19 protein-coding genes and 2 pseudogenes are annotated in these 26,791 nt (G+C 72.0%); 6 read left to right on the forward strand and 15 right to left on the reverse strand.

What is annotated here, in order from left to right; genetic code table 11:
* The first annotated feature begins 235 nt into the window (after nucleotides 1-235).
* Nucleotides 236-562 (forward strand): hypothetical protein, encoded by a 327-nt coding sequence (locus tag ACZ5WG_RS22810; protein WP_468725466.1) that lies wholly within the window; start codon nucleotides 236-238, stop codon nucleotides 560-562.
* Nucleotides 563-590: 28 nt separating this feature from the next.
* On the opposite strand, the gene ACZ5WG_RS22815 is transcribed toward ACZ5WG_RS22810, so the two are convergent.
* Together ACZ5WG_RS22815 and ACZ5WG_RS22820 are read right to left on the reverse strand one after the other, a co-directional pair.
* Complete coding sequence (locus tag ACZ5WG_RS22815; protein WP_468725467.1) at nucleotides 591-1,559, reverse strand: alpha/beta fold hydrolase; 969 nt, start codon at nucleotides 1,557-1,559, stop codon at nucleotides 591-593.
* A 240-nt stretch (nucleotides 1,560-1,799) separates the two neighbouring features.
* Nucleotides 1,800-3,236, reverse strand: a complete 1,437-nt coding sequence (locus ACZ5WG_RS22820) for an MFS transporter (protein ID WP_468725469.1) — start codon at nucleotides 3,234-3,236, stop codon at nucleotides 1,800-1,802.
* Between the two features lie 140 nt (nucleotides 3,237-3,376).
* On the opposite strand from ACZ5WG_RS22820, the gene ACZ5WG_RS22825 reads away from it, so the two are divergent.
* Entirely contained in the window at nucleotides 3,377-4,198 is an 822-nt protein-coding gene (locus ACZ5WG_RS22825) for a helix-turn-helix transcriptional regulator (RefSeq protein WP_468725542.1), read from the forward strand.
* A gap of 86 nt (nucleotides 4,199-4,284) precedes the next feature.
* Here ACZ5WG_RS22825 and ACZ5WG_RS22830 read toward each other — a convergent pair whose 3' ends face one another.
* A complete protein-coding gene (locus ACZ5WG_RS22830) occupies nucleotides 4,285-4,671 on the reverse strand; it encodes a hypothetical protein (protein ID WP_468725470.1) in 387 nt (128 codons plus the stop codon).
* 334 nt (nucleotides 4,672-5,005) lie between these two features.
* On the opposite strand from ACZ5WG_RS22830, the gene ACZ5WG_RS22835 reads away from it, so the two are divergent.
* The 3 genes from ACZ5WG_RS22835 to ACZ5WG_RS22845 all read left to right on the forward strand — a co-directional run bounded on the left by ACZ5WG_RS22835 (nucleotide 5,006) and on the right by ACZ5WG_RS22845 (nucleotide 8,278).
* A complete protein-coding gene (locus ACZ5WG_RS22835) occupies nucleotides 5,006-6,451 on the forward strand; it encodes a glyceraldehyde-3-phosphate dehydrogenase (RefSeq protein WP_468725471.1) in 1,446 nt (481 codons plus the stop codon).
* A 148-nt stretch (nucleotides 6,452-6,599) separates the two neighbouring features.
* Entirely contained in the window at nucleotides 6,600-7,331 is a 732-nt protein-coding gene (locus ACZ5WG_RS22840; protein ID WP_030861024.1) for a DUF7873 family protein, read from the forward strand.
* Between the two features lie 419 nt (nucleotides 7,332-7,750).
* Nucleotides 7,751-8,278: a hypothetical protein gene (locus ACZ5WG_RS22845; protein WP_468725472.1), complete on the forward strand. Its 528-nt coding sequence runs from the start codon at nucleotides 7,751-7,753 to the stop codon at nucleotides 8,276-8,278.
* On the opposite strand, the gene ACZ5WG_RS22850 is transcribed toward ACZ5WG_RS22845, so the two are convergent.
* Nucleotides 8,269-10,470: a SpoIIE family protein phosphatase gene (locus ACZ5WG_RS22850; RefSeq protein ID WP_468725473.1), complete on the reverse strand. Its 2,202-nt coding sequence runs from the start codon at nucleotides 10,468-10,470 to the stop codon at nucleotides 8,269-8,271. The genes ACZ5WG_RS22845 and ACZ5WG_RS22850 overlap by 10 nt on opposite strands.
* An 85-nt stretch (nucleotides 10,471-10,555) precedes the next feature.
* Entirely contained in the window at nucleotides 10,556-11,035 is a 480-nt protein-coding gene (locus ACZ5WG_RS22855) for a GNAT family N-acetyltransferase (RefSeq protein WP_468725475.1), read from the reverse strand.
* A 26-nt stretch (nucleotides 11,036-11,061) separates the two neighbouring features.
* Here ACZ5WG_RS22855 and ACZ5WG_RS22860 point away from each other — a divergent pair.
* Nucleotides 11,062-11,453 (forward strand): annotated as a pseudogene (locus ACZ5WG_RS22860) (CGNR zinc finger domain-containing protein).
* 53 nt (nucleotides 11,454-11,506) lie between these two features.
* On the opposite strand, the gene ACZ5WG_RS22865 reads toward ACZ5WG_RS22860, so the two are convergent.
* The 10 genes and pseudogenes from ACZ5WG_RS22865 to ACZ5WG_RS22910 all read right to left on the reverse strand — a co-directional run bounded on the left by ACZ5WG_RS22865 (nucleotide 11,507) and on the right by ACZ5WG_RS22910 (nucleotide 26,789).
* Nucleotides 11,507-12,208 (reverse strand): NPP1 family protein, encoded by a 702-nt coding sequence (locus tag ACZ5WG_RS22865; protein WP_468725544.1) that lies wholly within the window; start codon nucleotides 12,206-12,208, stop codon nucleotides 11,507-11,509.
* Between the two features lie 194 nt (nucleotides 12,209-12,402).
* A complete protein-coding gene (locus ACZ5WG_RS22870; protein WP_468725476.1) occupies nucleotides 12,403-13,047 on the reverse strand; it encodes a sarcosine oxidase subunit gamma in 645 nt (214 codons plus the stop codon).
* Nucleotides 13,040-16,140: pseudogene (locus tag ACZ5WG_RS22875) on the reverse strand (sarcosine oxidase subunit delta family protein). The gene ACZ5WG_RS22870 and the pseudogene ACZ5WG_RS22875 overlap by 8 nt, the downstream one beginning before the upstream one ends.
* Nucleotides 16,141-16,152: 12 nt before the next feature.
* Nucleotides 16,153-17,385, reverse strand: a complete 1,233-nt coding sequence (locus ACZ5WG_RS22880) for a sarcosine oxidase subunit beta family protein (protein WP_468725478.1) — start codon at nucleotides 17,383-17,385, stop codon at nucleotides 16,153-16,155.
* Nucleotides 17,382-19,856, reverse strand: a complete 2,475-nt coding sequence (locus tag ACZ5WG_RS22885; RefSeq protein WP_468725479.1) for a GcvT family protein — start codon at nucleotides 19,854-19,856, stop codon at nucleotides 17,382-17,384. The genes ACZ5WG_RS22880 and ACZ5WG_RS22885 overlap by 4 nt, the downstream gene beginning before the upstream one ends.
* Nucleotides 19,857-20,065: 209 nt before the next feature.
* A complete protein-coding gene (locus ACZ5WG_RS22890; protein WP_468725481.1) occupies nucleotides 20,066-21,082 on the reverse strand; it encodes an ABC transporter substrate-binding protein in 1,017 nt (338 codons plus the stop codon).
* 22 nt (nucleotides 21,083-21,104) lie between these two features.
* Nucleotides 21,105-23,129 (reverse strand): ABC transporter permease, encoded by a 2,025-nt coding sequence (locus ACZ5WG_RS22895; RefSeq protein ID WP_468725483.1) that lies wholly within the window; start codon nucleotides 23,127-23,129, stop codon nucleotides 21,105-21,107.
* Nucleotides 23,129-24,211, reverse strand: a complete 1,083-nt coding sequence (locus ACZ5WG_RS22900) for a quaternary amine ABC transporter ATP-binding protein (protein WP_468725485.1) — start codon at nucleotides 24,209-24,211, stop codon at nucleotides 23,129-23,131. The genes ACZ5WG_RS22895 and ACZ5WG_RS22900 overlap by 1 nt, the downstream gene beginning before the upstream one ends.
* A gap of 28 nt (nucleotides 24,212-24,239) precedes the next feature.
* Nucleotides 24,240-25,709, reverse strand: coding sequence for an aldehyde dehydrogenase family protein (locus tag ACZ5WG_RS22905; protein ID WP_468725486.1), 1,470 nt, complete (start codon nucleotides 25,707-25,709; stop codon nucleotides 24,240-24,242).
* Between the two features lie 195 nt (nucleotides 25,710-25,904).
* Entirely contained in the window at nucleotides 25,905-26,789 is an 885-nt protein-coding gene (locus ACZ5WG_RS22910; protein WP_468725487.1) for a methylenetetrahydrofolate reductase, read from the reverse strand.
* Nucleotides 26,790-26,791 lie beyond the last annotated feature (2 nt).

Genomic DNA, 26,791 nt, shown 5'->3' on the forward strand with positions numbered 1-26,791 from the left:
CCGGGGTCCTTTTCAAGAAAACACCGGCATTGCCGAAGATATGGTCCGGTCATAATGAACGGCAGGCCATTTGGACTGAACTCCCGGACAGTACAAGGGAATTGACACATTCGCCGGAGGGAACCCGACGTGTCGGCCGGTTGTCCGGATTCAGGGTGGTCGCGCCCGACGGGGGGTCTGACCCCGGCATGCGGCGGTCCGTGACCCCGCCGCCCAGCGAATCGTTTGCCCGAGCATGACGACGACGCGCTCCACGCTCGCCACCACGGCGCGACACCGGGCGGCTCCGGATGACGGCGGCCGCCCCCTGTACGTCCCCACTTCCCGGCAGCCGGCCCACGCGGCCGCGGCCGCCCCGCTGTTCGAGCAGCTCGCCCGGGAGTGGGCGGAGCGCGGGGCCACCGTGCCGGGGCGCCCGGATCCGGCCTGGCGCCGGCTGGTCTCCTGGGAGCACTTCGAACGCGAGACCGCGGCCACGGTCCGCAACCTCCACCTGCGCGGCCCGGAGCCCACACCGGAGCCCGTCAATCCCGGGAACCCGCCCCGGTGGACGCGGGCCTGAGGCCAGGCGACGACCGGCAGCCGGACGGTCACCGTCCGGCGAGGGCCCGGCCCGCGACGAGGCGGATGGCGCTGATCGTCAGATCGGGGTCGTGCACCTGTACGTAGTGGTCGCTTCCGGTGGCCAGGAGGTGCGGGGTCTGGTTCCCCAGTTCCACCAGGGCCTGCTGCACCGCGGGCCAGGCGCGCTCGAGCGGTGCCAGGACGGCCTTCGGGCTCCCGGCGGGGGTCGCGAACGGCTCCGTCTTGCTGAGCACGGCCATCGGGACCCTCGGCAGGGGCTTCGCCGCCCGCACCGCGTCGACCGCACCGTCGATGTCGGCCTTCTCGAACCGCGGATCCGCGTCGAAGGGCGTACCGGGGCTGTCGAGCAGTTTCAGGTACGCGGGCCACTGCGCGGCGAAGAACGGCTGCATGTTGGTGCCGAACGCGTCGACGAAGACGAGGCCGGCCGTCTTCTCCGGATGCTGCTGGGCATACAGCCGGGTGATCATCGCGCCGAAGGAATGGCCGACGAGCAGGTAGGGACCCGGCACGTGAGCCGCCGTCAGCACCTTGTCGAGGTCCCCGGCCATGGCGGCGAGGGAGCGGGTGCCGGTCACCGGCGTGCTGCGGGTGGTGAGTGCCGGAGGGGTGGTGTAGCGGATGGTTCCGGGCCGGTCGTACTCACACACCCGGGCGAAGGCCGCGACGCCCGGGAACACTGCGGGTGACTTCGGGACGGGCGGCCGGGTCTCGGTGAAGTTCCACGTGTCGGACGCATCGTGCAGCCCGGACTCCAGGACGACCGTGGGGCTGCCGGTCCCCTTGCAGCTCAGATGGAGCTTTCGGCCGCCGCCCACGTCGACCGGGCCGGAGAAGTCCCGAGGGGCCGGGCCCGGCCCCGAAGGGGAGGCGGCCGGGGCGCCGCGAAGGACCGGTGTGCTGCCGCAGCCGGGCACCACGGCCAGTGCCGCCGCGACCAGGGCCGCGGTCAGGAGCGGAATCCGCTGTCTCATCGGCTCTCCCGTTTCCTCGTGTGCGTGCCCGCCCCCGCGTCCGGGCCGGGCGTCCGGCCCGATCATCCGGTCCCACCGGCCGGACCCGCGGGATCGCCGCGCACGAGGGCGCCGCCACCGCGGACGGGGCCGGCACGGGAACGGAGCCCGGGGTGGAGACCGGACGGGGACCGGTGTGCGGAGGATGGTCTCCGCTTCCGGTCCCCGGTCCCGGCGGCAGCCGGCCGTCCTCGATCCCGATCACGCCTTCTTCGTACGGCCGCCCAGGCCGAGGCCCACCAGGACCGCCGCCGCGAGCACGATCGCCGCGTCGATCGCCAGGACCGTGCGCACGCCGTCGAAGAGCGAGGCCTGCGTGGTGGCCAGGACGCCGAGGAGCGGGATCCCGATGGTGAGGCCGACCTGCTGCGTCGTGGTGACCAGGCCGGTCGCCAGGCCCTGCTCCTCGTCGGGCACGCCGCTCGTCACGGTCAGCCCGTACGAGATGATCGCGCCGAGGTGGAACATGCTGGCCACCGAGACGGCGACGGTCGCCACCAGCGCGCCCGACTCGGCGCCCACGGCGAGCAGGGCCGCGGTCAGGAGCCCCTGGCCGAGCAGCGAGCCGACCAGCGTGCGCCGGGCGCCGAAGCGGCCGATGACCTTCGGGGCGTACGAGCCGGCGAGGGCCGATGCGACGCCCTGGACGCCGAAGACCAGACCGGTCCGGAAGGACGACAGCTCGAGCGTCTCCTGGAGGTACAGGGTCAGGACGAAGACGACCGTCGACATCATCGCGAAGGTCACCAGGCCGCCGGCGTTCCCCCAGGCGATCGTGCGCCGCTTCAGCATCGGCAGCGAGACCAGCGGGGCCGGGGTCTTCGACTCCACCACGGCGAAGGCGACGAGCAGGGCCAGGCCGGCGAGCAGCGTGCCCCAGACGTCCACGCCGCCGAAGCCGCGCTGGGCCGCCGTGGACAGGGAGTAGATCAGCGCGAGCAGGCCTCCGGTGACGGTGACGGCACCCGGGACGTCCAGACGCGGCCGGTCGGGGGTCCGCGACTCGGGCAGCAGACCCGGGGCGAGGGCGAGCACGATCACCGCGGTGACCGCGAGCAGTGCCATCGTGGAGCGCCAGCCGAGGGTGTCGGTCATGACGCCGCCGAGGACCATGCCGATGGTGAAGCCGAGGGACAGCAGGGTGCCGGAGATGCCGACCGCCTTGTCGCGCAGCGGGCCCTCGGGGAACGTGGTGGTCAGCAGGGACATGCCGGTCGGCACGATGACCGCCGCGCCGAGGCCCTGCAGGGCGCGCCCGGCCAGGAACGACGCCGGGTCCCAGGCAAGCGTGGCCAGCAGCGAGGCCGTACCGAAGAGGGTCAGGCCGATCAGGAACAGCTTCTTGCGTCCGTAGAGGTCGGCGATCCTTCCGAAGAGGAGGAGGAAGCCGCCGGAGGGCAGCGTGAAGGCGGTGACCGCCCATTGCAGGGCCGACCGGCTCAGGCCCAGGTCCTTGCCGAGGGCGGGCAGGGCCACGTTCAGTACGGAGAAGTCGAGGGCCACCATGAACTGGGCGGCGCAGAGCACGAAGAGGACCAGCTTGGCCCGGCCCGTGAGCCGTTCGTTCCCGGGAGCGGGTGCTGCTGCCCGGGGGCCGGTGGTGGTCGGTGCCGTCGTCGTATGAGTATCGATCGCCATGACCACTACCCTCGCGGCCCGGGAATGCCCGTGGAGAGTGGGAACTTATCCTGTTGGTGGCACCACCAGGCAGCTGACAGGGGGAGTTAGTGGCTACACCGATCGACAGGCACCGCCGTTCCGAACTGCGCGAGTTCCTGATGAACAGGCGGGCGAGGATCACCCCCGCGCAGGCGGGTCTGCCGGACGGCGGGGCCCGCCGCCGCACCCCGGGCCTGCGCCGGGAGGAGGTCGCCGTGCTCTCCGGGGTCGGGGTGTCCTGGTACCAGTGGCTGGAGCAGGGCCGCGACATCACGGTGTCGCCGCAGGTCCTCGACTCGGTCGGCCGGGTCCTGAAGCTGACCAGCGCCGAGCGCCGGCACCTGTACGTGCTGGCGGGGCTCAACCCGCCGGCCCTCGAGGTGGCGCCGGCCGACCGGGGCATGTGCGAGGGGCTGAAGCGGCTGATCGACGCGTGGATGCCGTTCCCCGCGCACATCATGGACGTGTACTGGAACACGGTGCTCTACAACGACGCGGCCGCGCTGGTGCTCGGCATGCGCCCGGAGATCGTGCAGAACTGCCTGATCGCGTTCTTCACCGACCCCATCTACAAGGCCCGTTCGAGGCACTGGGAGGAGATCGCCTGCAACGTGGTCGCCCAGTACCGGGCGGCGTGCTCGGAGTGGCCCGAGGACGAGGGGTTCCAGGCGGTCGTCGAGGAGGCGCGGGAGGTCAGCCCGGAATTCGCCGAGCTGTGGGACCGGCGGGACGTCCGGCCCGGCGGCCTGATGCAGAAGGAGATCGAGCACCCGGTCGTGGGGACGCTGTTCGTCGAATCGACCCAGTTGCGCGTACCGGCCCGGCCCGACCTGTCGATCGTGCTGCACACCCCGCTGCCGTCCACCGATACGGCGGAGAAGCTGGAGTGGCTGACCTCGGCCGAGGGCCGCCGGGGATCCATGTACCCCATCGCCGGCTGACCCCGCCGGGCCGCCCGGGCGGCGGCTCCGGGCGCGGGTACCCCTGACCGGCCACAGCGCCGGTCAGGGGTACCCGCGACGGTCGGCTAGCGCCCGTCGGACACCATGCGGGCGATCTCTTCCTCCACCTCGCGGAGTTCCTCCTGCCGGTCCATGGGGATCAGCTGCTCCCGGTAGTGGGTCAGTGCGGTGACGAGGAGATCGGCCCGTCCGGGTTCCATCGCGTACATGCGCCGCGCGGCGGCGACGGACTCGGCGCGCAGGGCCAGCGCGATGTCCGGCCGGTGTGCGAACTCGTAGCGGCTGTACTTCCACAGTGCGGCGGACAGCAGCGGCAGATAGGCCAGGGGGCTCACCTGGGCCAGGACGCGGTAGGCCGCGACCCGCTCACGGACCGACGGCTTCGCCGATCCCAGAAGGGCCACCCGGGCTCGGAGGACTGCGTGGTGATTGATGTTCGCCGAGTGATTCATGACGGTGATTCTCAAAGCCGCACGGGTGCCCAAACAAGGGCAATCGACTGTGCCCTTGATCCTACGAAAACGGCGTCTGACCTGTCATGATGGGTACGTCTTCACCCCTGCGCCCCCCGGACGGCCCGTCGGCCTCCGCGACGGGATGCCGCCCCTCACCACCACCCCCACGCTCCTCCCCCTCCCGCTTCGCGGGCGCGCGGGCCATTCAGAGGATCACCCGAGGGGCAAATAAGACATTTCCCTACATAGCGCTGCTCAGGCGGTACCCCTTGAGTGCCCAAAGGGGCGTGGGGTTAGCATGTGAGCGCCGCCTAGCTCGAAAGATAAACCTGTGACTGTCAATGACGACTCGTTCACCAACTGGAAAAACCGCGAGGAGATCGCGGAGTCGATGATCCCGATCATCGGGAAGCTGCACCGTGAGCAGGACGTGACGATCCTGCTGCACAGCCGCTCCTTGGTGAACAAGTCGGTGGTCAGCATCCTGAAGACCCACCGATTCGCCCGGCAGATCGACGGCGAGGAGCTCTCGGTCACCGAGACGCTGCCGTTCCTGCAGGTGCTCACCACCCTCGATCTCGGCCCGTCCCAGATCGACATCGGCATGCTCGCCGCGGAGTACAAGAACGACGACCGCGGCCTCTCGGTGGCCGAGTTCACCGCCGAGGCCGTCGCCGGTGCCACCGGTGCGAACAAGATCGAGCGCGGCGACGGCCGCGACGTCGTCCTGTACGGCTTCGGCCGCATCGGCCGCCTCGTCGCCCGCCTGCTCATCGAGAAGGCCGGCTCCGGCAACGGCCTGCGCCTGCGCGCCATCGTCGTCCGCCAGGGCGGCGACCAGGACATCGTCAAGCGCGCCTCCCTGCTGCGCCGCGACTCGATCCACGGCCAGTTCCAGGGCACCATCACCGTGGACGAGGCGACGAACACGATCATCGCCAACGGCAACGCGATCAAGGTGATCTACGCGAACGACCCGTCCGAGGTCGACTACACCGCGTACGGCATCAAGGACGCCATCCTCATCGACAACACGGGCAAGTGGCGTGACCGCGAGGGTCTGTCCAAGCACCTGCGCCCGGGCATCGACAAGGTCGTCCTGACCGCCCCCGGCAAGGGCGACGTCCCGAACATCGTCCACGGTGTCAACCACGACACGATCAAGCCGGACGAGCAGATCCTGTCCTGCGCCTCCTGCACCACCAACGCGATCGTCCCGCCGCTGAAGGCCATGGACGACGAGTACGGCGTGCTGCGCGGCCACGTGGAGACCGTCCACTCGTTCACGAACGACCAGAACCTGCTGGACAACTACCACAAGGCCGACCGCCGCGGCCGCAGCGCGCCGCTCAACATGGTCATCACCGAGACCGGTGCCGCGTCCGCCGTCGCCAAGGCGCTGCCCGACCTCAAGGCGCCGATCACCGGCAGCTCGATCCGCGTCCCCGTCCCGGACGTCTCGATCGCCATCCTGAGCCTGCGCCTGGGCCGCGAGACCACCCGCGAGGAAGTCCTCGACCACCTCCGCGACGTCTCGCTGCACTCGCCGCTCAAGCGCCAGATCGACTTCACCACCGCCCCCGACGCGGTCTCGATGGACTTCGTCGGCTCGCGCCACGCCTCGATCATCGACGCGGGCGCCACCAAGGTCGACGGCGACAACGCGATCCTCTACCTCTGGTACGACAACGAGTTCGGCTACTCGTGCCAGGTCATCCGCGTCGTCCAGCACGTCTCGGGCGTCGAGTACCCGACGTACCCCGCCCCGGCGGTCTGATCCCGTCGCACACGAGTCGCACTCTCCGCGTACTCACGGCCCGTTCCACCGCCCATCACGGGCGGGGGGACGGGCCGCGCGCGTTCGTGGGGAGCCCGGCGCGAAAACCCGGGTGTGCGGTGGACTGTTGTGCTGTTAGCTTCCTCGTGTGCCGAAGTTGAATCAGATCATCGCAGTGGAGAAGGGCGTCAAGTCCAAGTCTCTCCAGGAACTCACCCAAGCCCATCAGGACGTCCAGAAGCCCGCGTTGCTCGCCGGCATCTCGCGGACGTACCAGCCCAAGGACGAGGAGGGCGAGCAGCTGCCGCCCGAGTCCACGCGGGTGCAGATCAAGGCGGAGGACGTGCTGCGCGCGACGGCGGGAACGCTGACGCGACTGTTCGACGTGACGGCGACGAAGGACTGGGCGAACCGCACGGCGGCCGCGGACGTCGTCGTCGACGGAACGGTCCTGCTGCCCCAAGTTCCGGTACCGTACCTGCTGTTCCTCGAGAAGCAGCTCACCGACCTGCACACGTTCGTACGCAAGCTCCCCGTCCTGGACGCTTCTGAGGCGTGGAACCTCGACCCCTCGACGGACGCGTGGAAGACCGACCCGGTCCGCACGATCCGCACCAAGAAGGTGCCGCGCAACCACGTGAAGGCCGAGGCCACGGAGAAGCACCCGGCGCAGGTCGAGGTGTACTACGAGGACGTCCCGGTCGGTTACTGGACGACGGTCAAGTTCTCCGGTGCGCTGCCGGCCCGCCGGGTCAACGAGCTCCTCGACCGGGTCGAAAGGCTCCAGCAGGCCGTCAAGTTCGCCCGCGAGGAGGCCAACGGCACCGAGGTCACCGACCAGCGCGTCGGGGATGCAGTGTTCGGCTACCTGTTCCGGTAGCCTCAAGATCGCCCCCTGTGCGAGCGGGGGGGTGCGCGCAAAGCGCAAAGCTGAAACTGATGTTGAAGCTGACCAAGGGGTGTCAGTTGGGGGTTCGAATCCCTCCCCCGGCACACGTGCCGGGGTGGCCCAAGCCGGTAGAGGCGGCCCCGTGAAACTCAGATTCTCGCTCCAGTCTCAGCATTCGCCGCCGAACGCCGGATCGACCGAGCGCGGACGATCATCGACGGATGGGGGTTCAAGTCCCCTCTGCGCCTCTCTCGTGGCGCGGTAGTTCAAAGGCAGAACACGTCGGTCTCAGAATGATCCGCGACTCTTAAACGCCGCCGGTGTGCGCAATTGGGTGGCAAGCTGGAGCCCGGGAGCTGGATATGCTCCCGGGCTCCGTCACGTTCCGCGCCCCGCGTTACGTTGTGGCCATGGGCATATACATGGTGAGCGTCACCGCGGAGGACTGGCACGATGCGGACGAGGGCGGTCGGGCCGAGATCGCGGCCGGGCTGAACCGGGAACTGGGCAGGCGCGGACTGCCGCCGTACGAACCCGGGCCGGGCCCGGCGCCCCGCTTCGAGGAGAAGATGGTCCCCTCGCTGGACGGCTTCGTCGAGCTGTGCCGGGAACACGGGGTGGAGGACCTGCTCGCCTGGTCCGTGCTGGTGCCGGTCTCCCTCGACTCGGAGATCACGGTCGCGACGCAGGAGGAACCCGAGGAGCCCGTCGTCATCGCCGGTGCTCCGCAGGTGCTGCTCATGGCGGAACTCCTGGCGGCGTCCGTCCCGCTTCCGCCCGAGCTGCTCGCCCCCTCCGGCCCCCTCTCCCTGACCTCGTGGTTCCTCGACGCCTCCGAGCGCGAAGTCCCCGGCGCGGACAGGACTTTCCACACCGCCCTCTACCTCCACGCGGCGCGCCACTGCCTGGCCTACGGCTGCCCGGTGCTCTACAGCTGAGCCCGCGGGGGCCGCTGGTACCGCAGGAGGAGGAGGGCGGTGTCGTCGGTGCGCGGGGCGCCGCTCCGGGCGTGGTCGATGAGGTCGTCTGCCAGAGAGTCCAGGGGGTGGTCTTCGGGGGCTGCGGTGATGCGTGCGGCGACCGCCTCGATGGCTTCCTCGAGGTCTTGGCCGGGGACCTCGACCAGGCCGTCGGTGTAGAGCGTGAGGAGGGTGGCGGGGGTGAACGGGATCTCGACGGCCGTGTACGAGGCGTCGGGATCGATGCCCAGGAGCAGGCCCGGCGGCAGGTGGAGCATCTCCGTCGGGCCGTCGGCGCGGCGCAGCAGGGGTGGCGGGTGGCCGGCGGTGGCGAGGTGGGCGGTCTGGGCCGCCAGGTCGATGTGGGCGTACAGGCAGCTGGTGAACAGCCCCGGTTCGAGGTCGGTCAGGAGCCGGTTGGTGCGGGCGAGGACCTCTTCGGGCGGTGCGCCGGCGGTGGCGTGGACGGCCGCGCGGACCTGGCCCATGAGGGCGGCGGCGCTCACGTTGTGGCCCTGGACGTCACCGATGGCGGCCGCGACCGTGGTGTCGTCGATGCGGATGAGGTCGTAGAAGTCACCGCCGATGTCGAGGCCGTGCGCCGCGGGCAGGTAGCGGGCGGCCACTTCCAGGTGCGGGATGCGGGGCAGGGCGTGCGGCAGCAGGCCCGTCTGCAGGCTGTGGGCGAGCTGGTGGGTGGAGTCGTAGATGCGGGCGCGGTCCAGGGCCTGCGCGATGAGTCCGGCGATGGAGGTCAGGACGGCCCGTTCGCCGGGGGCGAAGGTGCGGGGGCGGGCGTAGGCGAGGACGAGGGTGCCGATGGGGCGCTTGGACGCGATCAGCGGCAGGAAGGCCCAGGCAGCCATGCCGTCCGCGATCACGACGGCCGGGAAGGCGGCCAGGAGCTCGCTCTCGTCACCGAAGAACAGCGGGTTGCCCGTACGCAGGCCGTGCGTGGTGGCGGTGTCGGTGCTCAGCGGCATGCCGTCGTAGCGGGCCATGAGCTCGGCGGGGTAGCCGCGGTGCCCGACCATGCGCAGGCGCTGTTCCTCCGCCACCAGGAGGGCCATGGCCTGGGCTCCGAGCGCGGGGACGAGCTGGTCGGCGGCCTGGTCGACCACGTCCTGGGCGTGGGCGGCCTCGGTGAGGGTGGCTGCCAGGTGCATGAGCTGGTAGAGGGCGGTGGCCCGGCTGGGGGACGGCTCCTCCGGGGCGGCGGTCGGGGCGGCGGGCGGTGGGGCGGGCTGGTCGGCGGCCGGCCTGATGCGGACGCTGATCCCGGTGTCGTCCGGGTAGAGGTCGAACCGCAGGTACCGGCCGATCGGGGGCGCGGCGGTGAAGCTGCGGGGCATCCGGCTGATCACGGTGGCCCGGTAGTGGTCCTCGATGGTGGGGTTGTCCATCCAGGGAAGGGCCTCCCAGGGCAGGGCTCCGCGCAGCTGGGAGACGGGTGCGCCGAGCAGCTCGGCGGCCTCGGGGGTGATGAAGGTGATGGTGCCGTTCAGGTCGAGTGCGCAGTTTCCGCCGGGCAGCCTGCGGACGAAGGCCAGGGCGGCGGCCGCCTCGACCGGTCCGGGTGTGGGAGGGGGAAGCGGTCGCAGTATGACCGGGTGTGCAGGGGGGCGGATCGGGCGGCCGTCGTCAGCAGCCCGTCCCAGGACGTGCGCGAGACGGTGACAGGACGACTCCACGGACCGGCGTTCCCCGTCGGTCATGCGGGGCCCGTGGGAGCCGGGCCACAGGAGTACGATGCCGGCCCCCGGGGACCCCTCCCGGTCGGAGGCCCGGGCAGGGAGCGGGGCGGCGGCGAGGGCGAAGTCGTACGGCAGGACCAGGCCGATGCGCGGGTAGCGGCGGGCCGTCTCCTCCTGGCCGCCGAGCCAGACGAGCCGGCCGTCACGGACGGCGTCGGCCACCGGGATGGGATCGTCCAGCCCGACGCGGGACCAGGGCAGCGCGAACTCGCGGGACACCCCGGCGGCCATCGCCAGGTGCAGGACCCGCCGGCTGGGGTCGGGCAGGTAGAGCATGACGATGGACGCCCCCGCGTCGCTGCAGGCATCGAGCAGCGCCTCCCCCAGCACCCGCTGGTCGGCCCCCTCGGGCCCCGCGGCCCGCTCGGTCCGCTCGGCCCCCTCGCCACCGTGATCACGCCCTGGAAGGTTTCGCACCCGACCATGTTCCCTCCCCGTCCTCCCGCACGTCGGCACCCGCCCGCTCCGGGCGAGCCCGCGGCCGCGTCCGGCGGTACCGCCGTCACGGGCGCCGGCACAGGGCGGGGTCGGGGTGGTCGTCGAAGCCGAGCGCGCGGTAGAGCGGTTCGCCCTCGGTGGAGGCGTACAGGTCGACGCGGGCGGCGCCGCGTTCCCGGAACCAGTCGAGCAGGGCCCGCATGATCGCCCGGCTGTGGCCGCGCCGACGGTGGGCGGGGTCGGTGACCACGCCGATCACGTGCCCGATCCGGCCGTTGCGCAGGTGCGGGCCGGGCAGCCGCTGCTCGACGGTGCCGATGCCGCATGCGGCGAGGCCCTGGTCGCCGTCCACGACGAGGATCCGTACGGAGTCCGCCGTCAGCTGTTCCTTCAGCACCACGGCCAGCGCCTCGCGCCACCCGCCGTCCGCTGACGAGGGGTTGAAGAAGTCGCCGCCGAGGTCCTCGAACAACAGCGCCCGCAGGCGGACGAGTTCCGCGACATCGCCGTCCGTCGCCGGCCGTACTCCGGTGTGGTCTCCCATGCCGACCAGACTGGTGTAATGGTCTGGTGCACCTCAACCCTTACGGCGAGGACGCCGTCAACCTCGCTGCGGACCTGGCCAACCGGCGCCCGGCGAGCCCCGGGGAACTCGCGGACCGCTGCCGCGCAGCCGGGCTGGCCCTGGAGGGACCGACCACGCCGGCGACGGCTGGCACCTGCACTACCGCCCCGACCGGCAGCCGCTCGGCTCCCTGCTGTTCTCGCTGATCTCCGTCGGGACGGCGCTGCACCTGGCCGGGCGGGGCATGCACCGGCTTCGGCGGTGTGCCGTGACCGAGTGCGCCACGGTCTTCGCCGACACCTCCCGTACCGGACGCCGGCGCTACTGCACCCAGCGCTGCGCCAACCGCGACGCGGTACGCCGGCACCGCGCCCGGGGCGGCGGGCACCCGGCGTAGCGGTCCTTCCACGGCGGAGCCCTGGGCGATGGGCCCCCCGCCCCTGGCGGGCGTTACGCGAAGGGGTCGAAGGGGATGGGGGGCCTGGCGGCGTTCAGGGCGTCGTTGAAGCGGCCGTCGGAGATCTTGATCGTGGCGGATCCGAAGTCGGCGGTCATCAGCTTGTCGCGGAACCCGGCCGGGTAGCCGTTCCAGCCGACGAGGCGCGGGTAGAACCAGTTGCCGGTGTGGTTCTCCGCGGGCTCGTCGTTGCTGTTGGCGAGGCGGTAGAAGTGGGTCGAGGCGCCGTCCTTGTGGTAGACGACCTTGGCGTGCGTCCCGTCGAAGCGGACCTGTGAGCGGGGGTACCACTTCCAGCCGCTGTGCTGCGAAGTCGACACGTACTGGACCTCGTTGTCCTTGATCCAGACCACGACGTGCTCGAAGTCGTGGCGGTGCCCGATGGCCGCGGGGCCGAGGGTGGCCTGGTCCTTCTCGAAGTAGCCGGCGTACATGACGGCGCACCAGCCGTTGTTGCACTTCTCGCGGGAGTACGTGTTGGAGTTCTGCAGTTGCGCGTAGTCCCGGCAGTGGCCGTTCACCGCTCCGCCCGGCTTGAGGCCGGGGTTGAGGGTGCCGCTGCTGCTGATGGCGGCGGTGGCGTAGCAGCCGTCCCCGTCGTAGTCGAAGGCGGGCGAGAAGGTCTGCTCCAGGCCGTCCGCGTTCTGCGGCAGGGGCGGCATCACGTCGGCGACGGCGACGGCCGGAAGGGTCATCACGAGTGCCGCGGCACCGAGGCCTGCGGTGGCCGCAGCCCGGCGGACTCTGGCCCACCGCTGACGGCGGAAGGTTTCTGCATGCTCGTTCACCGACGCCGACAGCAAGCTGCGCACATCATCTCCTCGGCCTGTACTGCTGGTTCCGGGTTCCGGGCACCAGCGCGTTCCCTGGTCGCGCGACCGGTGCCACGCTAGCCGGGCAGCGTTCGGGCCGGGGTCGGGTCGGGCGAATTCCAGATGTATTCCGATGCCGCGTCGAGGAGCCATTCGGCGAGGTAGCCGGCGAACGAGGAGCGCACCAGGACCCGGAATCCGGGCCGGTGTCCGTCGCGCGGGACCAGCACCACCTGGGCCCGGGCCAGTGTGGTCTGCGCGCAGCGGCCGGCGCCGAAGGCGCGGGGGTGCAGGTCGAGGGAGCAGCCGTGCGCGAGGAGTCCGGCGGCCAGGTCCCCGCCGACGAGCAGGGTGGTGCGCTGTGCCGAGACGTCGACGACTGCCGCGTGCCCGTCGCCGACGGCCTCGCGCAGCCGGGCTTCGAGGTGCGTCCGTGTTCCGGCCGGGCCGATGACGAGCCATTCGTCCGGGCCCAGCCACAGCGCCGCGAACTCGCCGCCGTACGCGACCGTGTTGGGCTCCTGCGGAAGCGGGAAGCCGAGCGCGAGCCCCACGGCGTCCGCGGCCGGGCCCTTGGGGTCGAGCCGTACGCCGACCTGGGCGAGGAAGGGCAGTTCCGCCAGCCGCAGGGCCCCGCCCGAGGCGCGGGTGGCGGCGGCGAAGCGTGCGGCGTACGGCGCCAGCGGGCTCGTCCCGGCGCGGCGGGCGGCGGTGTCAGCCATCGCGGCGTGCCCCCTCGGGGTCGTAGAGGACGGGACCGGTGACCGTGACCGGGACCAGGTCGCCGCCCACGGGTGCGTACAGCCGGTCGCCGATGCGCTCCCGGCCGCCCTTGACCAGGGCGAGCGCGAAGGTCCGGCCGAGCGCCGCGCTGCGGTAGCTGGAGGTGACGTGTCCGAGCATCGGCACCGGCGGCTCGGGCAGCGTGGCGGCGGCGACCAGTTGGGTGCCTTCGGGCAACAGGATGCCGGGGTCGTCCGGCAGCAGTCCGACCAGGTGCTTGCGGTCGGGCCGGGCGGTGTCGGGCCGGGTGTGCGAGCGCTTGCCGATGAAGTCGGGCTTCTTGCGGGACACGGCCCAGCCCATGCCGAGGTCCTGCGGGGTCACGGTGCCGTCGGTGTCCTGGCCGACGATCGGATAGCCCTTCTCGGCGCGCAGGACGTGCATGGTCTCGGTGCCGTACGGGGTGATGCCGAGGGGGCGGCCCGCCTCGTACAGCGCCTCCCACAGCCGGGACGCTTCCCACGGCAGTACGTTGATCTCGTACGCCAGCTCGCCGGAGAAGCTGATCCGGCACACGCGGGCCGGGATCCCGGCGACGGCCGTGTCCCGCCAGGCCATGAACGGGAAGTCGGCCGCGTCCACGGCGAGCCGGGGGGCGAGCCCGCGCAGGACGTCCCGGGAGCGCGGCCCGACGAGGGCCACGGTGGCCCACTGTTCGGTGACCGAGGTGCAGTGCACGCGCAGTTCGGGCCACTCCGTCTGGAGCCATTCCTCCATCCAGTCCAGTACGGCCGCGGCGTTGCCGGTCGTGGTGGTGACGAGGTAGCGGTCGCCGGCGAGGCGGATCGCGGTCCCGTCGTCGAAGACCATCCCGTCCGGGCGGCACATGACGCCGTAGCGGATCATGCCGACCTTCAGGGTGCTCATCATGTTGGTGTAGAGCCGGTCCAGGAAGACACCGGCGTCCGGCCCCTGCACGTCGATCTTGCCGAGGGTGGAGGCGTCCATGAAGGCGACGCCCTCGCGGGCGGCGCGGCATTCGCGCAGCACCGCCGCCGCCTTGTCCTCTCCGGCCTGCGGGTAGTACCACGGCCGTTTCCACTGGCCGACGTTCTCGAACTCGGCCCCGTGCGCGAGGTGCCACTCGTGCAGGGCGGTCACGCGTACGGGGTCGTGCAGCAGGCCTCGGTCGCGGCCGGCGAGCGCGGCGAAGGAGACCGGGGCGTACGGGGCGCGGAAGGTCGTCGTTCCCAGCTCGCCGACGTCCAGGCCCAGCAGGTGCGCGACGACTCCGCTCGCGAGGACGCCCGAGGTCTTGCCCTGGTCGTTCGCGGTGCCTGCCGTGGTGTAGCGCTTGAGGTGTTCCGCCGAGCGGAGGCCGGCGCCCGTCGCTCGGGCGAGGTCGTCGACGGTGACGTCGCGCTGGAGGTCGACGAAGCTGCGGGCGGTGTCCGCACCGGGGACCACCCACAGGTGCCGGGCGGGGGTCCGGGGCTGCTCGGCGACGGGCGGGAGCGGGAGCGCGTCGTGGGCGGTGAAGCCCTCGGCTTCCAGGGCCCGGGTTCCCGCGGCCCGGCCCTCGGCCAGGCAGCGGGAGAGGTCGAACGCGCCGCGTGCCGCGCCGGCGGCCTCCACCGCCTGGCGGCAGCCGTCGGGGACGAACGTCCCGAGCACCGGGTCGTACCGCAGGCGTCCGCCGGCCTGGCTGAACAGGTGGACGACCGGGTTCCAGCCGCCGGACACGAGCAGGAGGTCGGCGGGGACCTCGCGGGCGGCGGAGCCTTCCCCGGGACCGGACACGGTCACCGAGGAGACCCGGGGTGCGCCCGCGGTGCCCGTCACCACATGCCCGGCGAGCACTTCGATGCCGGCCTCGGCGGCGCGGCCCGCCCACTCCCCCGGCCGGGGCCGGGCGTCGGCGACCGCGGCGATCGCGACACCCGCCGCGATCAGGTCGAACACGGCCTCGTACGCGCCGTCGTTCGTGGTGAACACGACCGCGCGACGGCCCGGGACGACACCGAACCGGTTCAGGTACGCACGGGCGGCCCCGGCCAGCATCACGCCGGGGCGGTCGTTGTCGGCGAAGGCGAGCGAGCGTTCGTGCGCGCCGGTCGCGAGCACGACCCGGCGCGCCCGGATCCGCCATACCCGCTCGCGGGAGACGTGCGCGGGGGCCTGCGCGCCGAGGTGGTGGGTGCGGCGCTCCACGGCGAGCACATGGTTGTCGTCGTAGTACCCGAAGACGGTGGTGCGCAGCAGTACGCGGACCCCGGGCGCCGCGTCGAGCTCCGCGCCCGCCGCGGCGGCCCACTCGGTCAGCTCGCCCGTGCCGAGCAGGCTGCCGCCCGGCTCGGGCCGGTCGTCGGCGAGGATCACGCGCGCCCCGCTGCGGGCGGCCGCCGTCGCCGCGGCCAGGCCGGCCGGGCCCGCGCCGACGACGAGCAGATCGCAGTGGGCGTGGACCGCGTCGTAGCGGGCCGGGTCGGCTGCCGTGGCGAGCCGGCCCTGCCCGGGGAGGCTGCTCGCGACGAGCCCGTCGTACAGCTCGACGGCCGTGGCGGGCAGCATCGGCTCGGGAAAGGGTTCCTCGATCTGTACGACGGCGTTCGGCTCCTCGACCCCGGCGGTGAAGATCCCGCGCGGGCGGCCGAGTCTGACGCTGCTGCCGGCCTGGTGGACGCCGTGGGCGAGCAGCGCCGAGGCGAGGGTGTCGCCCCGGTAGCCCTCGTACGCGACGCCGTCGAAGCGGAAGCCGAGCGGCTGGTCCCGTCGGATGCGTCCGCGGTCGGGCAGCCGGAAGGGGTGTGCGGTCATGAGCTCACCGGCCTCGGGTCACCGGTCCGGTAGACGGAGCGGATCTCGTTGGTCGCCGTGTCCCGGACGACGTTGAACCAGCGGCGGCAGCCGTCCGCGTGGCTCCACCGCTCGGCGAAGGGGCCCTTGGGGTTGTCGCGGAAGAAGAGGTAGCGGGCCCACGCCTCGTCGCTCACCGCGGCGGGGTCCGCGGGGTAGGGCACGTGTGCCTGGCCGCCGTAGTGGAACTCGGCTTCGTCGCGGGGCCCGCACCAGGGACAGGGGATGAGCAGCATCGTCTCGGCTCCTCAGTGGGCCACCGCGGCCGCGCCGTGCTCGTCGACGAGCGCGCCGGTGGTGAAGCGTTCGAGCGTGAAGGGGGCATTGAGCGGGTGGGGGGCGTCGTGGGCGATGGTGTGCGCGAAGGCCCAGCCGACTCCGGGTGTGGCTTTGAAACCGCCGGTGCCCCAGCCGCAGTTGACGTAGAGGTGTTCCACAGGGGTGAGTCCGGTGATCGGTGACGCGTCGGGGCTGACGTCGACGATGCCGCCCCACGTGCGCAGGACGTGCGCGCGGGCGAAGACCGGGAAGAGTTCGAGGGCGGCCGCCATCTGGCGTTCGATGATGTGGAACGCGCCGCGCTGCGTGTACGCGTTGTACGCGTCGATGCCGGCGCCCATGACCAGCTCGCCCTTGTGGGCCTGGCTGACGTACACGTGCACCGCGTTGGACATCACGACGGTGGGGTGTACGGGCTCCAGCAGCTCGGAGACCAGTGCTTGCAGCGGGTGGCTCTGCAGGGGCACCTCGAAGCCGGCCATCGCGGCCAGTACGGAGGAGTGCCCGGCCGCGCAGAGGGCGACCCGGCCGGCGGCGATCGGGCCGAGCAAGGTCTGCACCCCGGTGACCCGGCCGTCCTGCACGTCGATGCCGGTGACCTCGCAGTTCTGGACGAGGTCGATGCCGGCGGCGTCGGCCGCCCGGGCGAGGCCCCACGCGACGTGGTCGTGCTTGGCGATGCCCGCGCGCGGCTGGTAGGTGGCACCCATGACGGGATACCGCACGTCCGGGGAGGTGTCGACGATCGGGCAGACCTCCTTGACCTGCGCGGGGTCGAGCCATTCGGCGTCCACGCCGTTCAGCCGGTTGGCCTCGACGCGGCGTACGCCGTCCCGTACGTCCTGAAGGGTGTGGGCCAGGTTCAGCACGCCGCGCTGGGAGAACAGGATCGGGTAGTCGAGGTCCTCCTCGAGCCCTTCCCACAGTTTGAGGGCGTGCTCGTAGATCCCGGCGCTCTCGTCCCAGAGGTAGTTGGAGCGGATGATGGTGGTGTTGCGGGCCATGTTGCCGCCGGCGAGCCAGCCGCGTTCGAGGACGGCGACGTCGGTGATGCCGTGGTTCTTCGCCAGGTAGTGGGCGGTGGCCAGGCCGTGTCCGCCACCGCCCACGATGACCACGTCGTAGCTGCGCCTGGGTTCGGGGGTGCGCCACAGCCAGGAGGGGTGTTCGGGCAGGTCGGCGCCCGGGGTGCGGGGGCTCATCGGGCGTCTCCCGACAGGCCCCGCAGGCGCCGCATCCCCGGGTCGAACAGCGGCTCCTCGGCGACGACGGCCGCGATGCGCAGGTCGAAGTAGCCGATGTCCAGGGTGCGGCCCGGCGTGGCGAGCTCCGCGGGCAGCCAGGCGTAGGCGATGCCCTTGCCGATGGTGTAGCCGTACGCGGCGCTGGTGACGTACCCGACCGGCCGGTCCCCGTCGTACACGGGCTCCTTGCCCATGACGACGGCGCCCGGGTCGTCGATGGTCAGGCAGGTGAGGCGGCGCCGGACGTCGGCTGCGCGCCGTTCCAGTGCGGCCCGGCCGATGAAGTCGCCCTTGTCCGTCTTGACGGCGAAGCCGAGGCCGGCCTCGTACGGGTCGTGTTCGTGGCCCATGTCGGTGCCGAAGGCGCGGTAGCCCTTCTCCAGGCGCAGGCTGTTGAAGGCGCCCCGGCCGGCTGCGATGCCGCCGTACGGCTGCGCGGCCTCCCAGAGCGTGTCCCACAGCTTCAGCCCCATGTCGGCGCTCGTGTACAGCTCCCAGCCGAGCTCTCCGACGTAGCTGAGGCGCAGGGCGGTGACCGGGACGGCCCCGATGTGGGCGCTGCGGGCCCGGAAGTAGCGCAGGCCCTCGTTGGAGAAGTCGGCGTCGGTGAGCGGCTGGAGCACCTCTCGCGCCTTCGGCCCCCACAGGCCGATGCAGCAGGTGCCCGCGGTGATGTCCCGTACGACGACAGAGCCGTCGTCGGGGAGGTGGTGGGTGAACCAGGCGAGGTCGAGGTTGCCGTTGGCCCCGATCTGGAAGCGGTGCCGGGCGAGGCGGGCCACCGTGATGTCGCTGCGGATGCCGCCGTCCTCGTCGAGCATCAGCGTGTACGTGACCGAGCCCACGGACTTGTCGACATCGGAGGTGGTCAGGCGCTGGAGGAACGCTGCGGCTCCGCGGCCGGACACCTCCAGCCGTTTGAGTGCCGACATGTCGTACAGGGCGGCGCCCTCCCGGGTGGCCAGGGCCTCTGCGCCGACGACCGGCGACCACATCCGTGCGGCCCAGTCGCCCGGGACCGGGATGTCCCACCGGTCCAGGAGGGCCTCGTTGGCCGCGTACCACTGGGGCCGTTCCCAGCCGGAGGCCTCCAGGAAGAAGGCGCCGAGTTCGCGTTCGCGGACGTGGAAGGGGCTGGTGCGCAGTGGGCGTGGCGCACCGGCGGGCTCGAGCGGGTGGAGGATGTCGTAGACCTCGACGAAGTTCTGGCAGCCGCGGGCGAGTACGTACGCGGGGGCGAGCTGGTGCGGCTCGAAGCGGTTGACGTCGCATGCGTGCAGGTCGAAGGAGGAGCAGTGGCCGTCCACGAGCCATTCGGCCATGGCGCGGCCGACGCCGGCGGAGTGGGTGACCCAGACGGCCTCGGCGACCCAGAAGCCCTTGACGTCGGTTGATTCGCCGAGGAGGGGCATTCCGTCGGTGGTGAACGAGAAGAGCCCGTTGATGCCCTCCTCGACCTTGGCGTCCCGCGTGGCCGGCAGCAGGGACTGGGTCTCGGTCCAGGCGTCGGCGAAATCGTCGGCCGTGAACCGCAGTACGGAGGGCATCTGCCCGGAGGAGTCCGGTGGGGCGATGTCGTCGGCGGAGACCGGCATCGGGCGGTGTCCGTAGAAGCCGATGCCGAGCCGGTCGAAGCGGTCGCGGTAGTAGAGGTCGGCGTCCTGGTGGCGCAGGATGGGGCGGACCGCCTCCTCGGTCTGTCCGGCGAGCGCGGGGACAGGGCCGGTCCAGGCCAGCTGGTGGGCGAGGGGGGTCAGCGGCAGGCTCATCCCGACCATGCGGGCGACCTTGGGGCCCCAGATGCCGGCGCAGCACACGACGATGTCGGCGGGGATCTCGCCGCGGTCCGTGACCACGGCGGTGACACGGTCGCCGCCGGTTGTGCCGTCGGCTTCGGTACGGATGTCCAGCACCTCGTGGCGCTCCAGGAGGCGGACGCCCCGGGCGCGGGCGGCCCGGAGCTGCGCCTCCACGGCGAGCACCGCCTTGGCCAGGCCGTCGGTGGGGACCAGCAGTCCGCCGAGCACCCGGTCGCGGTTCACCAGGGGGTGCAACGCCACGCATTCGTCCGGGCCGACCAGCCGGCCCTCGACGCCCCAGGAGGTGAGCCAGCCGTGCCGGCGCCGCAGATCGGTGAGGCGCTCCGGGGTGGTGGCCAGTTCGAGCCCGCCGACCTGGAGGAAGCAGGGCTGCCCGTCGACGTCGAGGGTGCGGAGCTTCTCGACGGTGTAGCGGGCCAGTTCGGTCATGGTCTTCGACGGGTTCGCCTGGAACACGAGGCCCGGGGCGTGGGACGAGGAGCCGCCGGTGGCGGGGAGGGGACCCTGGTCGACCACGGTGAGCTCGGTCCAGCCGCGCGAGGACAGCTCGTCCGCCAGCGCTGCACCCACGACACCCGCTCCGATGATGACCACGCGCGGTCCCGCCATCTCCGCCCCTCCGATTCGAACGAAATCGAGTTGCCGTCAGCGCAACGTGGTGCAGGTTGCGCAACTCACACTGCCGGTCGCCCCGGGCGGTGTCAAGAGCGTCGGATGCGACGCAACTCCCCTGCGCAGAGGGCGGAAACAGCCGTGCCCGGCGGGCTGTCGGAACAGCCCGCCGGGCACGGTGCGGCACTCGGGAACAGGGGGCCGGATCAGCTCTTCTTCCCGAGCCAGGCGTCGACCTTCGCGCGGTTGCCCTCCACCCACTTCCTTGCGGCGTCCTCCGGCGACATCTTGTCCTGCGCGATGTACTTCGCCACGAGGTTCTGGTCCTCGTTCGACCAGCTGAAGTTCTTCACGAGCTGGTAGGCCGGGCTGCCGGAATCGGCGAACTTCTTGCTGACGATCTTGTCCAGCGCGTACACGGGGTAGTCGCAGGCCACCTTCTCGGGGTCGTCGTCGCAGCCCGCCTTGTACTCCGGCAGCTCCACCTTGACCAGCTTCAGCTCGGAGAACAGCCACTGCGGCTCGTAGAAGTAGCCGATGACGGGCGTCTTCTTGGCCTCGGCCTGGCGGAACGCCTGGATCAGCGCGGCCTCGCTCCCCGAGTACACCACCTTGAAATCGAGGTTCAGGTTCTTCACCAGGGCACCGTCGTTGGTGACGAACGACGGGTCACCGTCGAGCAGTTGGCCCTTGTCGCCGGACTCCGAGGTCTTGAGCTGGTCCGCGTACTTGTTGAGGTTCTGCCACTTGGTGATGTCCGGGTACTTCTCCGCCAGCCACGGCGGGACGTACCAGCCGATGACCCCCTTGTTGCCCGTCTCCCCGGCGGCGACGGCCGTCTGCTGCTGCTCGATGTACTTCTTCTTCAGGTCCGGGTGGCCCCAGTTCTCGACGATCGCGTCGACCTCGCCCGTGCCGAACCCCTGCCAGGCGACCTCTTCCTTGAGGTCCTTCTTGGTCACCTCGCAGCCGAGGTCCTTCTTGGCGACGTACGCGATGACCGCCGCATTGGCCTCGTACCCGACCCACGGGTTGACGGCGAGGTTGAACGACCCGCACTTCCCTGCGCTGCCCCCGCCGCCCGAGGGCCCTGCGCCCGCCTCGCCGACCTTCGCGCCGCTGCATCCGGCGAGCGCGAGGGCCAGCGCCGAAAGGCCCGCCAGTGCCGCCCGCCGGGCCCGTCGCCGTAGCGGCGCCGGGCCTGTGTTGAGGTTCCCTGCCATGTGTCCTGCCCCTTCTTCCGCTTCAGCGCCCGCCGGGGGCTGCTGCCGCCCGGTGCGCCGCCGCCTGGGTGATCCGGTCGAACATGACCCCGAGCAGCACGATGGCCAGGCCCGCCGCCAGTCCCTTGCCGTACAACTGACCCTGCGAGAAGCCCGCCACGACGTCGTAGCCGAGGGCGCCCGCCCCGACCAGACCGCCGACGACGACCATCGACAGGACGTAGACCAGCCCCTGGTTCGTGGCGAGCGCGAGGGCGCCGCGGGCCATCGGGAGCTGGACCTTCGTGATGATCTGCCAGGTGCTGGAGCCGGCCGACACCGCCGCCTCCACCGTGCTCTGCGGGACCCCTCGCACCCCGTCCGCGATGATCTTCACCGTCACCGGGGCCGCGTAGACGATCGCCGCCACGATCGCCGTGAACCGGCTCGCGCCGAACAGGGCCAGGAACGGCACCAGGTAGACGAAGGCCGGCATCGTCTGGCCCGCGTCGAGCACGGGCCGGATCAGCCGGTCGGCCAGGGCGCTGCGCCCCATCCACACGCCCACCACGACGCCGAGGGCCAGGACCATGACGGTGGCGACCACGCTGGAGGCCAGCGTCGTCATGCTGTCCCGCCACAGGCCCGTACCGACGATCAGCGCCACGCACACCGCGGCGGTGGCCGCCGCACGCCGGCCGCCGAACAGCGCGCCCAGAGCCACCACCACCGCGCCGACCAGCCACCACGGAGAGCCGGTCAGCAGCGCTTCGAAGGGATTGAGCAGCAAGGTGGTGACCAGGTCGCGCAGACCGCCCGTCACCCCGGAGAAGCTGCCCTGCGCCCAGGCGGTGGCGGAGTCCGCCGTACGGGCGATCGCCCCGCCGACACCGGAGCCGGCCGGGAACTGCGCCGCCCATACGTAGGTGTGGGAGAGCCAGACGCACACGGCGGTGAGCACGCCGCCGGCGAGGACCAGGGGGCGGCGCCACCGCGCCGCGCGCCCGCCGCGGCGCCCGGCGTCCTCCGCCCTCCCCCGGCCTTCGGCCGGGCGGACCCCCGTCTTGCTCCGCTCGCTCGCCGCGGTGGTCACGCGGTCGAGCACGACGGCCAGTACGACGATGGCGAGGCCGGCGTTGAACGCGGTGCCCACGTCGAGCGTCTCCAGTGCCTTGACGACGGTCTTGCCCAGCCCGGGCGCGTCGATGAGGGCGGCGATGGTGACCATGGACAGCGCGGCCATGATGGTCTGGTTCACGCCGAGCACGACGGTCCGTTTCGACATCGGCAGCAGCACCGTGGCGAGCGTCTGGCGCCGGGTCGCGCCGAGCGACTCGGCCGCCTCGACCGTGGCGGCGGGGACCGAGCGGATCGCGTGGGCGGTGATGCGCACGGCGGGCGGGGTCGCGAAGATCAGCGTGGCGATCGTGGCGGACGCCGGGCCGATGAGGAAGAACAGCGTCAGCGGGGCCAGGTAGACGAAGGTCGGCATCGTCTGCATGAAGTCGAGCACCGGGGTGGCCAGGCGGTGCACCCGGTCCGACAGCCCGGCCCAGACACCGAGCGGAATGCCGATGAGCAGCGAGACGAGGACGGCCGCCACGGTCAGGGCGAGCGTGTCCATGCTCTCGCGCCACAGCCCTTGGAGGCCGAAGAGCACGAATCCGGCGACGGCCAGGGCCGCCACCCGTACGTTCCCGAACACCCAGGAGACGTATCCGACGAGAGCGACGACGCCCAGCCAGCCGACCACCGGGACCGGGCGGCCGTAGGACGGCTGCGCGACGAGCGCCTGGAGGAACGTGACCAGGTTGTCGATGACCAGCCGGATCTCGTTGAAGACGTAGAGGAAGACCGGATTGCTGTTGCGGCCGGCCCCCACGGCGTCGTTGATCTCGTTGAACCGCCGGTGGAGCGGCGTCAGTTCGGCGGCGCCGAGGGGAAGCGTGTGGACGCCGCGCAGGGCGAGCCACAGCAGGACCCAGCCGACGAGGACCGCGGCCGCGACCAGTGCGCGCCCGCCGCGTACGGGCGTGCGCCGCGCGCCCGCCGCTGCCAGGACGGCCATCACGCACCGCCCTCCGGGCCGGCGACGACCTCGAGGATCTCCTCGTCGCCGACGACGCCGAGCAGCCGTCCGTTCTCGACGACCTTCACGGGCCGGTCCGCCGCGAGGACGGCGCGCGTGGCCTCGCGGACGACGGTGTCCGGGCCGAGCTCCGGTCCGTCGAGTGCATCGCCCGGGCGGGCCGGGCGCATGATCCAGCGCAGGGTGAGCACGCGCGATCGGGGCACGTCCGCCACGAAGTCCCGGACGTAGTCGTCGGCGGGCGCGCCCACCAGCTCCTCGCCGGTACCGCACTGGACCGTGCGGCCGTCGCGCATGATGAGGATGCGGTCGCCGAGCTTCAGCGCCTCGGATAGGTCGTGGGTGACGAACACCATCGTCTTGCCGACCTCGCGGTGCAGCCGGACGACCTCGTTCTGCATGTCCCGGCGGATCAGCGGGTCGAGCGCGGAGAACGGCTCGTCGAAGAGGAGCACGTCCGGGTCCCCGGCGAGGGCCCGGGCCAGCCCGACCCTCTGCTGCATGCCGCCGGAGAGCTGGTCGGGGTAGGAGTGTTCGTACCCGGCGAGACCGACCAGCTCGACCACCTCCATGGCCCGCCGGGTGCGCTCCGCCCGGCCGATGCCGCGGATCTCCAGCCCGTACGCGACGTTGTCCAGGACCCGGCGGTGCGGCAGCAGCCCGAAGTGCTGGAAGACCATCGCGAACTTGCGCCGCCGCAGCTCGCGCAGCCTCTTCTGATCGGCGGCGCGGATGTTCTCGCCCTCGAAGACGAGCTCGCCGGCCGTCGGCTCGATCAGCCGGGTCAGACAGCGCACCAGCGTCGACTTCCCGGAGCCGGACAGGCCCATGACCACGAAGACCTCGCCGGGCGACACGTCGAAGGCCACGTCCCGCACGGCCGCGGTACATCCGGTGCGCTCCATGAGCTCGCGGCGCGAGAGGGCGCACAGCTCGGGCGAGTCCGGCACCCGCGCCGCCTTGGGCCCGAAGACCTTCCACAGGCCGCGGACGGAGATCACGGGGGTCCCGTCCCCGGACGCGCCGCGCTGCGACGGCAGTTCTGTCTTCGTTGCGGTCACTGTCGGCCTCTCTTCGGATGGCACCGGTTCAGCCGCGGAACCAGTGCTGCGCCCCGGGCTGGATGTTCTGCCAGATGTGCTTGGGTTCGCGGTACTCGTCCAGGCCGGTCGGGCCCAGCTCGCGGCCGACGCCCGAATGGCCGAAGCCGCCCCACTCCGCCTGGGGGACGTAGGGGTGGTAGTCGTTGATCCAGACCGTGCCGTGCCGCAGCCGCCGGGCCACGCGCTGGGCCCGGCCCGCGTCCTGGGTCCACACCGCCCCGGCGAGCCCGTACTCCGTGTCGTTGGCGGTCCGTACGGCCTCGTCCTCGCCCGAGAACCGCTCGACGGTGAGCACCGGGCCGAAGGACTCCTCCCGTACGACGCGCATGTCCGGGCGGCACGCGTCGAGCACGGTCGGCGGGTAGTAGAAGCCCCCGGCGAGCGCGGGGTCCTCGGGGCGCCGGCCCCCGCAGCGCAGTACGGCGCCCTCGGCGAGGCCCGCCGCGACGTACTCCTCGATCTTGGTCCGGTGCGCGGCGGAGATCAGCGGCCCGGTCTCGGCGGCGGGGTCGAAGGGGCCGCCCAGGCGGATGGTGCGGGCGCGGCGGACGAGCTCGTCGACGAAGGCGTCGTGCAGCGGGTCCTCGACCATCAGGCGGGCGCCGGCCGAGCAGACCTGCCCGGAGTGCAGGAATACGGCGGTCAGGGCGAAGTCCACGGCCGCCTCGAAGTCGGCGTCGGCGAAGACCACGTTCGGGTTCTTGCCGCCCAGTTCCAGCGCGACCTTCTTCACGGTGGCCGCGGCGGCCGCCATGACCCGCTTGCCCGTCTCGAGGCCGCCGGTGAAGGACACCATGTCCACGCCCGGGTGCTCGGCGAGCGGTGCGCCGGCCTCGGCGCCCGCTCCCAGTACGAGGTTGGCAGCGCCGGCGGGCAGTCCGGCCTCCTCCAGCGCGCGCATGAGCAGGATCGAGGTGGACGGGGTGAGCTCGCTGGGCTTGAGGACCAGGGTGTTGCCGGCGACGAGGGCGGGCGCGACCTTCCACGCGGCCTGGAGCAGCGGGTAGTTCCACGGGGTGATCAGCCCGCACACCCCGACCGGCTCGTACACGACCCGGCTGACGGCGTCCTCGCGGCCCGTGTCGACCACCCGGCCCGCGCTGGTACCCGCGATCCCGCCGAAGTACCGGAAGCAGGCCACGACGTCGGCGATGTCGTACTCGCTCTCCACCAGGCGCTTGCCGGTGTCCAGGGATTCGGCGCGGGCGAACTCCTTCGCCTCCCGCTCCAGTACCTCGGCGGTGCGCAGCAGCAGGGCGCCGCGCTCCCGCTCGGGTGTGCGCGGCCACGGCCCCTCGTCGAAGGCCCTGCGGGCGGCGGCGATCGCGGCTTCGGTGTCGGCCCGCGTCGCTTCGGACACGGTCCGCACGAGCGCACCGTCGGCGGGGCAGTGAATGTCCCGACGGCCGCCCGCCACCGCTTCGCGCCACTTCCCACCGACGTACAGATCTGCCACGCGCGGAGCCTCCATCCGGATAACACCGGTATGCGAGTTGCGTATTGCGCATCGTATTGCTCGGAATGGAACGACACGATCGCCCACGGGGTGCGGTACGTCAAGGGGACGGGCGCCCGGGCACGGCGGTTGTGCGGCGCCCCGCCCGGCCCGCCCGGCCCGCTCTGCCATTCAGCCGTTCAGCCGTTCAGCCGTTCAGCCGCTGATGCGCTCCAGCATCGCGCGGCGCCAGCGCTCGGTCTCGGCGATCTGGTTGAACGTGAACAGGTGCAGCCCGGCCACGGCGGCCTCGGGCGCGCCCAGCGCCGGGGCGCTGCGGCGCAGCAGCCGCTCCGGGGAGTAGCCGCCGGGCGCCGCGAAGCGCAGGAACCACGATGGGTGCCGGGTGAGGAACTTGGCCGACTCCCCCACGCCTATCTTCGTGGCCATGGACAGCAGCTTCGCGCGCTCGACGGGCCCGGCGACCCCGACGTGTACGGGCAGCACGATCTGCCGCCGCCGTACCCGCCCGAGCCACTGCCGCAGGGTCGCCGGGTCGAAGCACAGGTTGCTGACGATGTACGTCGCGTGCGGCTGCTTGTCCCACATCGCCTGGACGGTGACGTCGTCGTCGATGAGGGGATGGCTCTCCGGGTAACCGGTGATGCCCACGTGCGCGAACGGGCTGCCCAGCTCGCCGAGCCGGCGCAGGACGGGCAGGGCCGCGTCGTACGCCCCGGCCGGCGGGTCGGCGTCGCCGGCCGGTACGAAGACGTCCTCGATGCCGGCGGCGACGAGCCGGTCCACGATGTCCGCGAGGTGACCGGCGTCGGCGATCTGCCGGGCCGGGACGTGCGGGACGACCCGGTAGCCGTGCCCGGCCAGGCGGGTGGCGAGGTCCAGCGTCGGGCCGAGGCCCTTGGCCGGGGAGGCGGTGACCGTGACGGGCACGTCCGCCGGGACGTGGGCCAGGACCTTGTCCTCGGTGGCCTTCGCCGGCAGGACCTCGTAGCGGACCCTGCGCAGGAGCTCGGCCAGGCCGCCCCCGGTGACCGGGGCCTGTACGGGACGTTCGGGATACGGCGTGGGCCGGGCGGACATGC

The sequence above is a fragment of the Streptomyces sp. NPDC032745 genome (assembly GCF_055579465.1).

What these genes read in the sequence shown, in the direction of transcription:
- ACZ5WG_RS22810 (WP_468725466.1), top strand. Translation starts at nt 236, where the DNA reads ATGACGACGACGCGCTCCACGCTCGCCACCACGGCGCGACACCGGGCG.
- ACZ5WG_RS22815 (WP_468725467.1), bottom strand. Translation starts at nt 1,559, where the DNA reads ATGAGACAGCGGATTCCGCTCCTGACCGCGGCCCTGGTCGCGGCGGCA.
- ACZ5WG_RS22820 (WP_468725469.1), bottom strand. Translation starts at nt 3,236, where the DNA reads ATGGCGATCGATACTCATACGACGACGGCACCGACCACCACCGGCCCC.
- ACZ5WG_RS22825 (WP_468725542.1), top strand. Translation starts at nt 3,377, where the DNA reads ATGAACAGGCGGGCGAGGATCACCCCCGCGCAGGCGGGTCTGCCGGAC.
- ACZ5WG_RS22830 (WP_468725470.1), bottom strand. Translation starts at nt 4,671, where the DNA reads ATGAATCACTCGGCGAACATCAATCACCACGCAGTCCTCCGAGCCCGG.
- ACZ5WG_RS22845 (WP_468725472.1), top strand. Translation starts at nt 7,751, where the DNA reads ATGGGCATATACATGGTGAGCGTCACCGCGGAGGACTGGCACGATGCG.
- ACZ5WG_RS22855 (WP_468725475.1), bottom strand. Translation starts at nt 11,035, where the DNA reads ATGGGAGACCACACCGGAGTACGGCCGGCGACGGACGGCGATGTCGCG.
- ACZ5WG_RS22865 (WP_468725544.1), bottom strand. Translation starts at nt 12,208, where the DNA reads ATGACCCTTCCGGCCGTCGCCGTCGCCGACGTGATGCCGCCCCTGCCG.
- ACZ5WG_RS22870 (WP_468725476.1), bottom strand. Translation starts at nt 13,047, where the DNA reads ATGGCTGACACCGCCGCCCGCCGCGCCGGGACGAGCCCGCTGGCGCCG.
- ACZ5WG_RS22880 (WP_468725478.1), bottom strand. Translation starts at nt 17,385, where the DNA reads ATGAGCCCCCGCACCCCGGGCGCCGACCTGCCCGAACACCCCTCCTGG.
- ACZ5WG_RS22885 (WP_468725479.1), bottom strand. Translation starts at nt 19,856, where the DNA reads ATGGCGGGACCGCGCGTGGTCATCATCGGAGCGGGTGTCGTGGGTGCA.
- ACZ5WG_RS22890 (WP_468725481.1), bottom strand. Translation starts at nt 21,082, where the DNA reads ATGGCAGGGAACCTCAACACAGGCCCGGCGCCGCTACGGCGACGGGCC.
- ACZ5WG_RS22895 (WP_468725483.1), bottom strand. Translation starts at nt 23,129, where the DNA reads ATGGCCGTCCTGGCAGCGGCGGGCGCGCGGCGCACGCCCGTACGCGGC.
- ACZ5WG_RS22910 (WP_468725487.1), bottom strand. Translation starts at nt 26,789, where the DNA reads ATGTCCGCCCGGCCCACGCCGTATCCCGAACGTCCCGTACAGGCCCCG.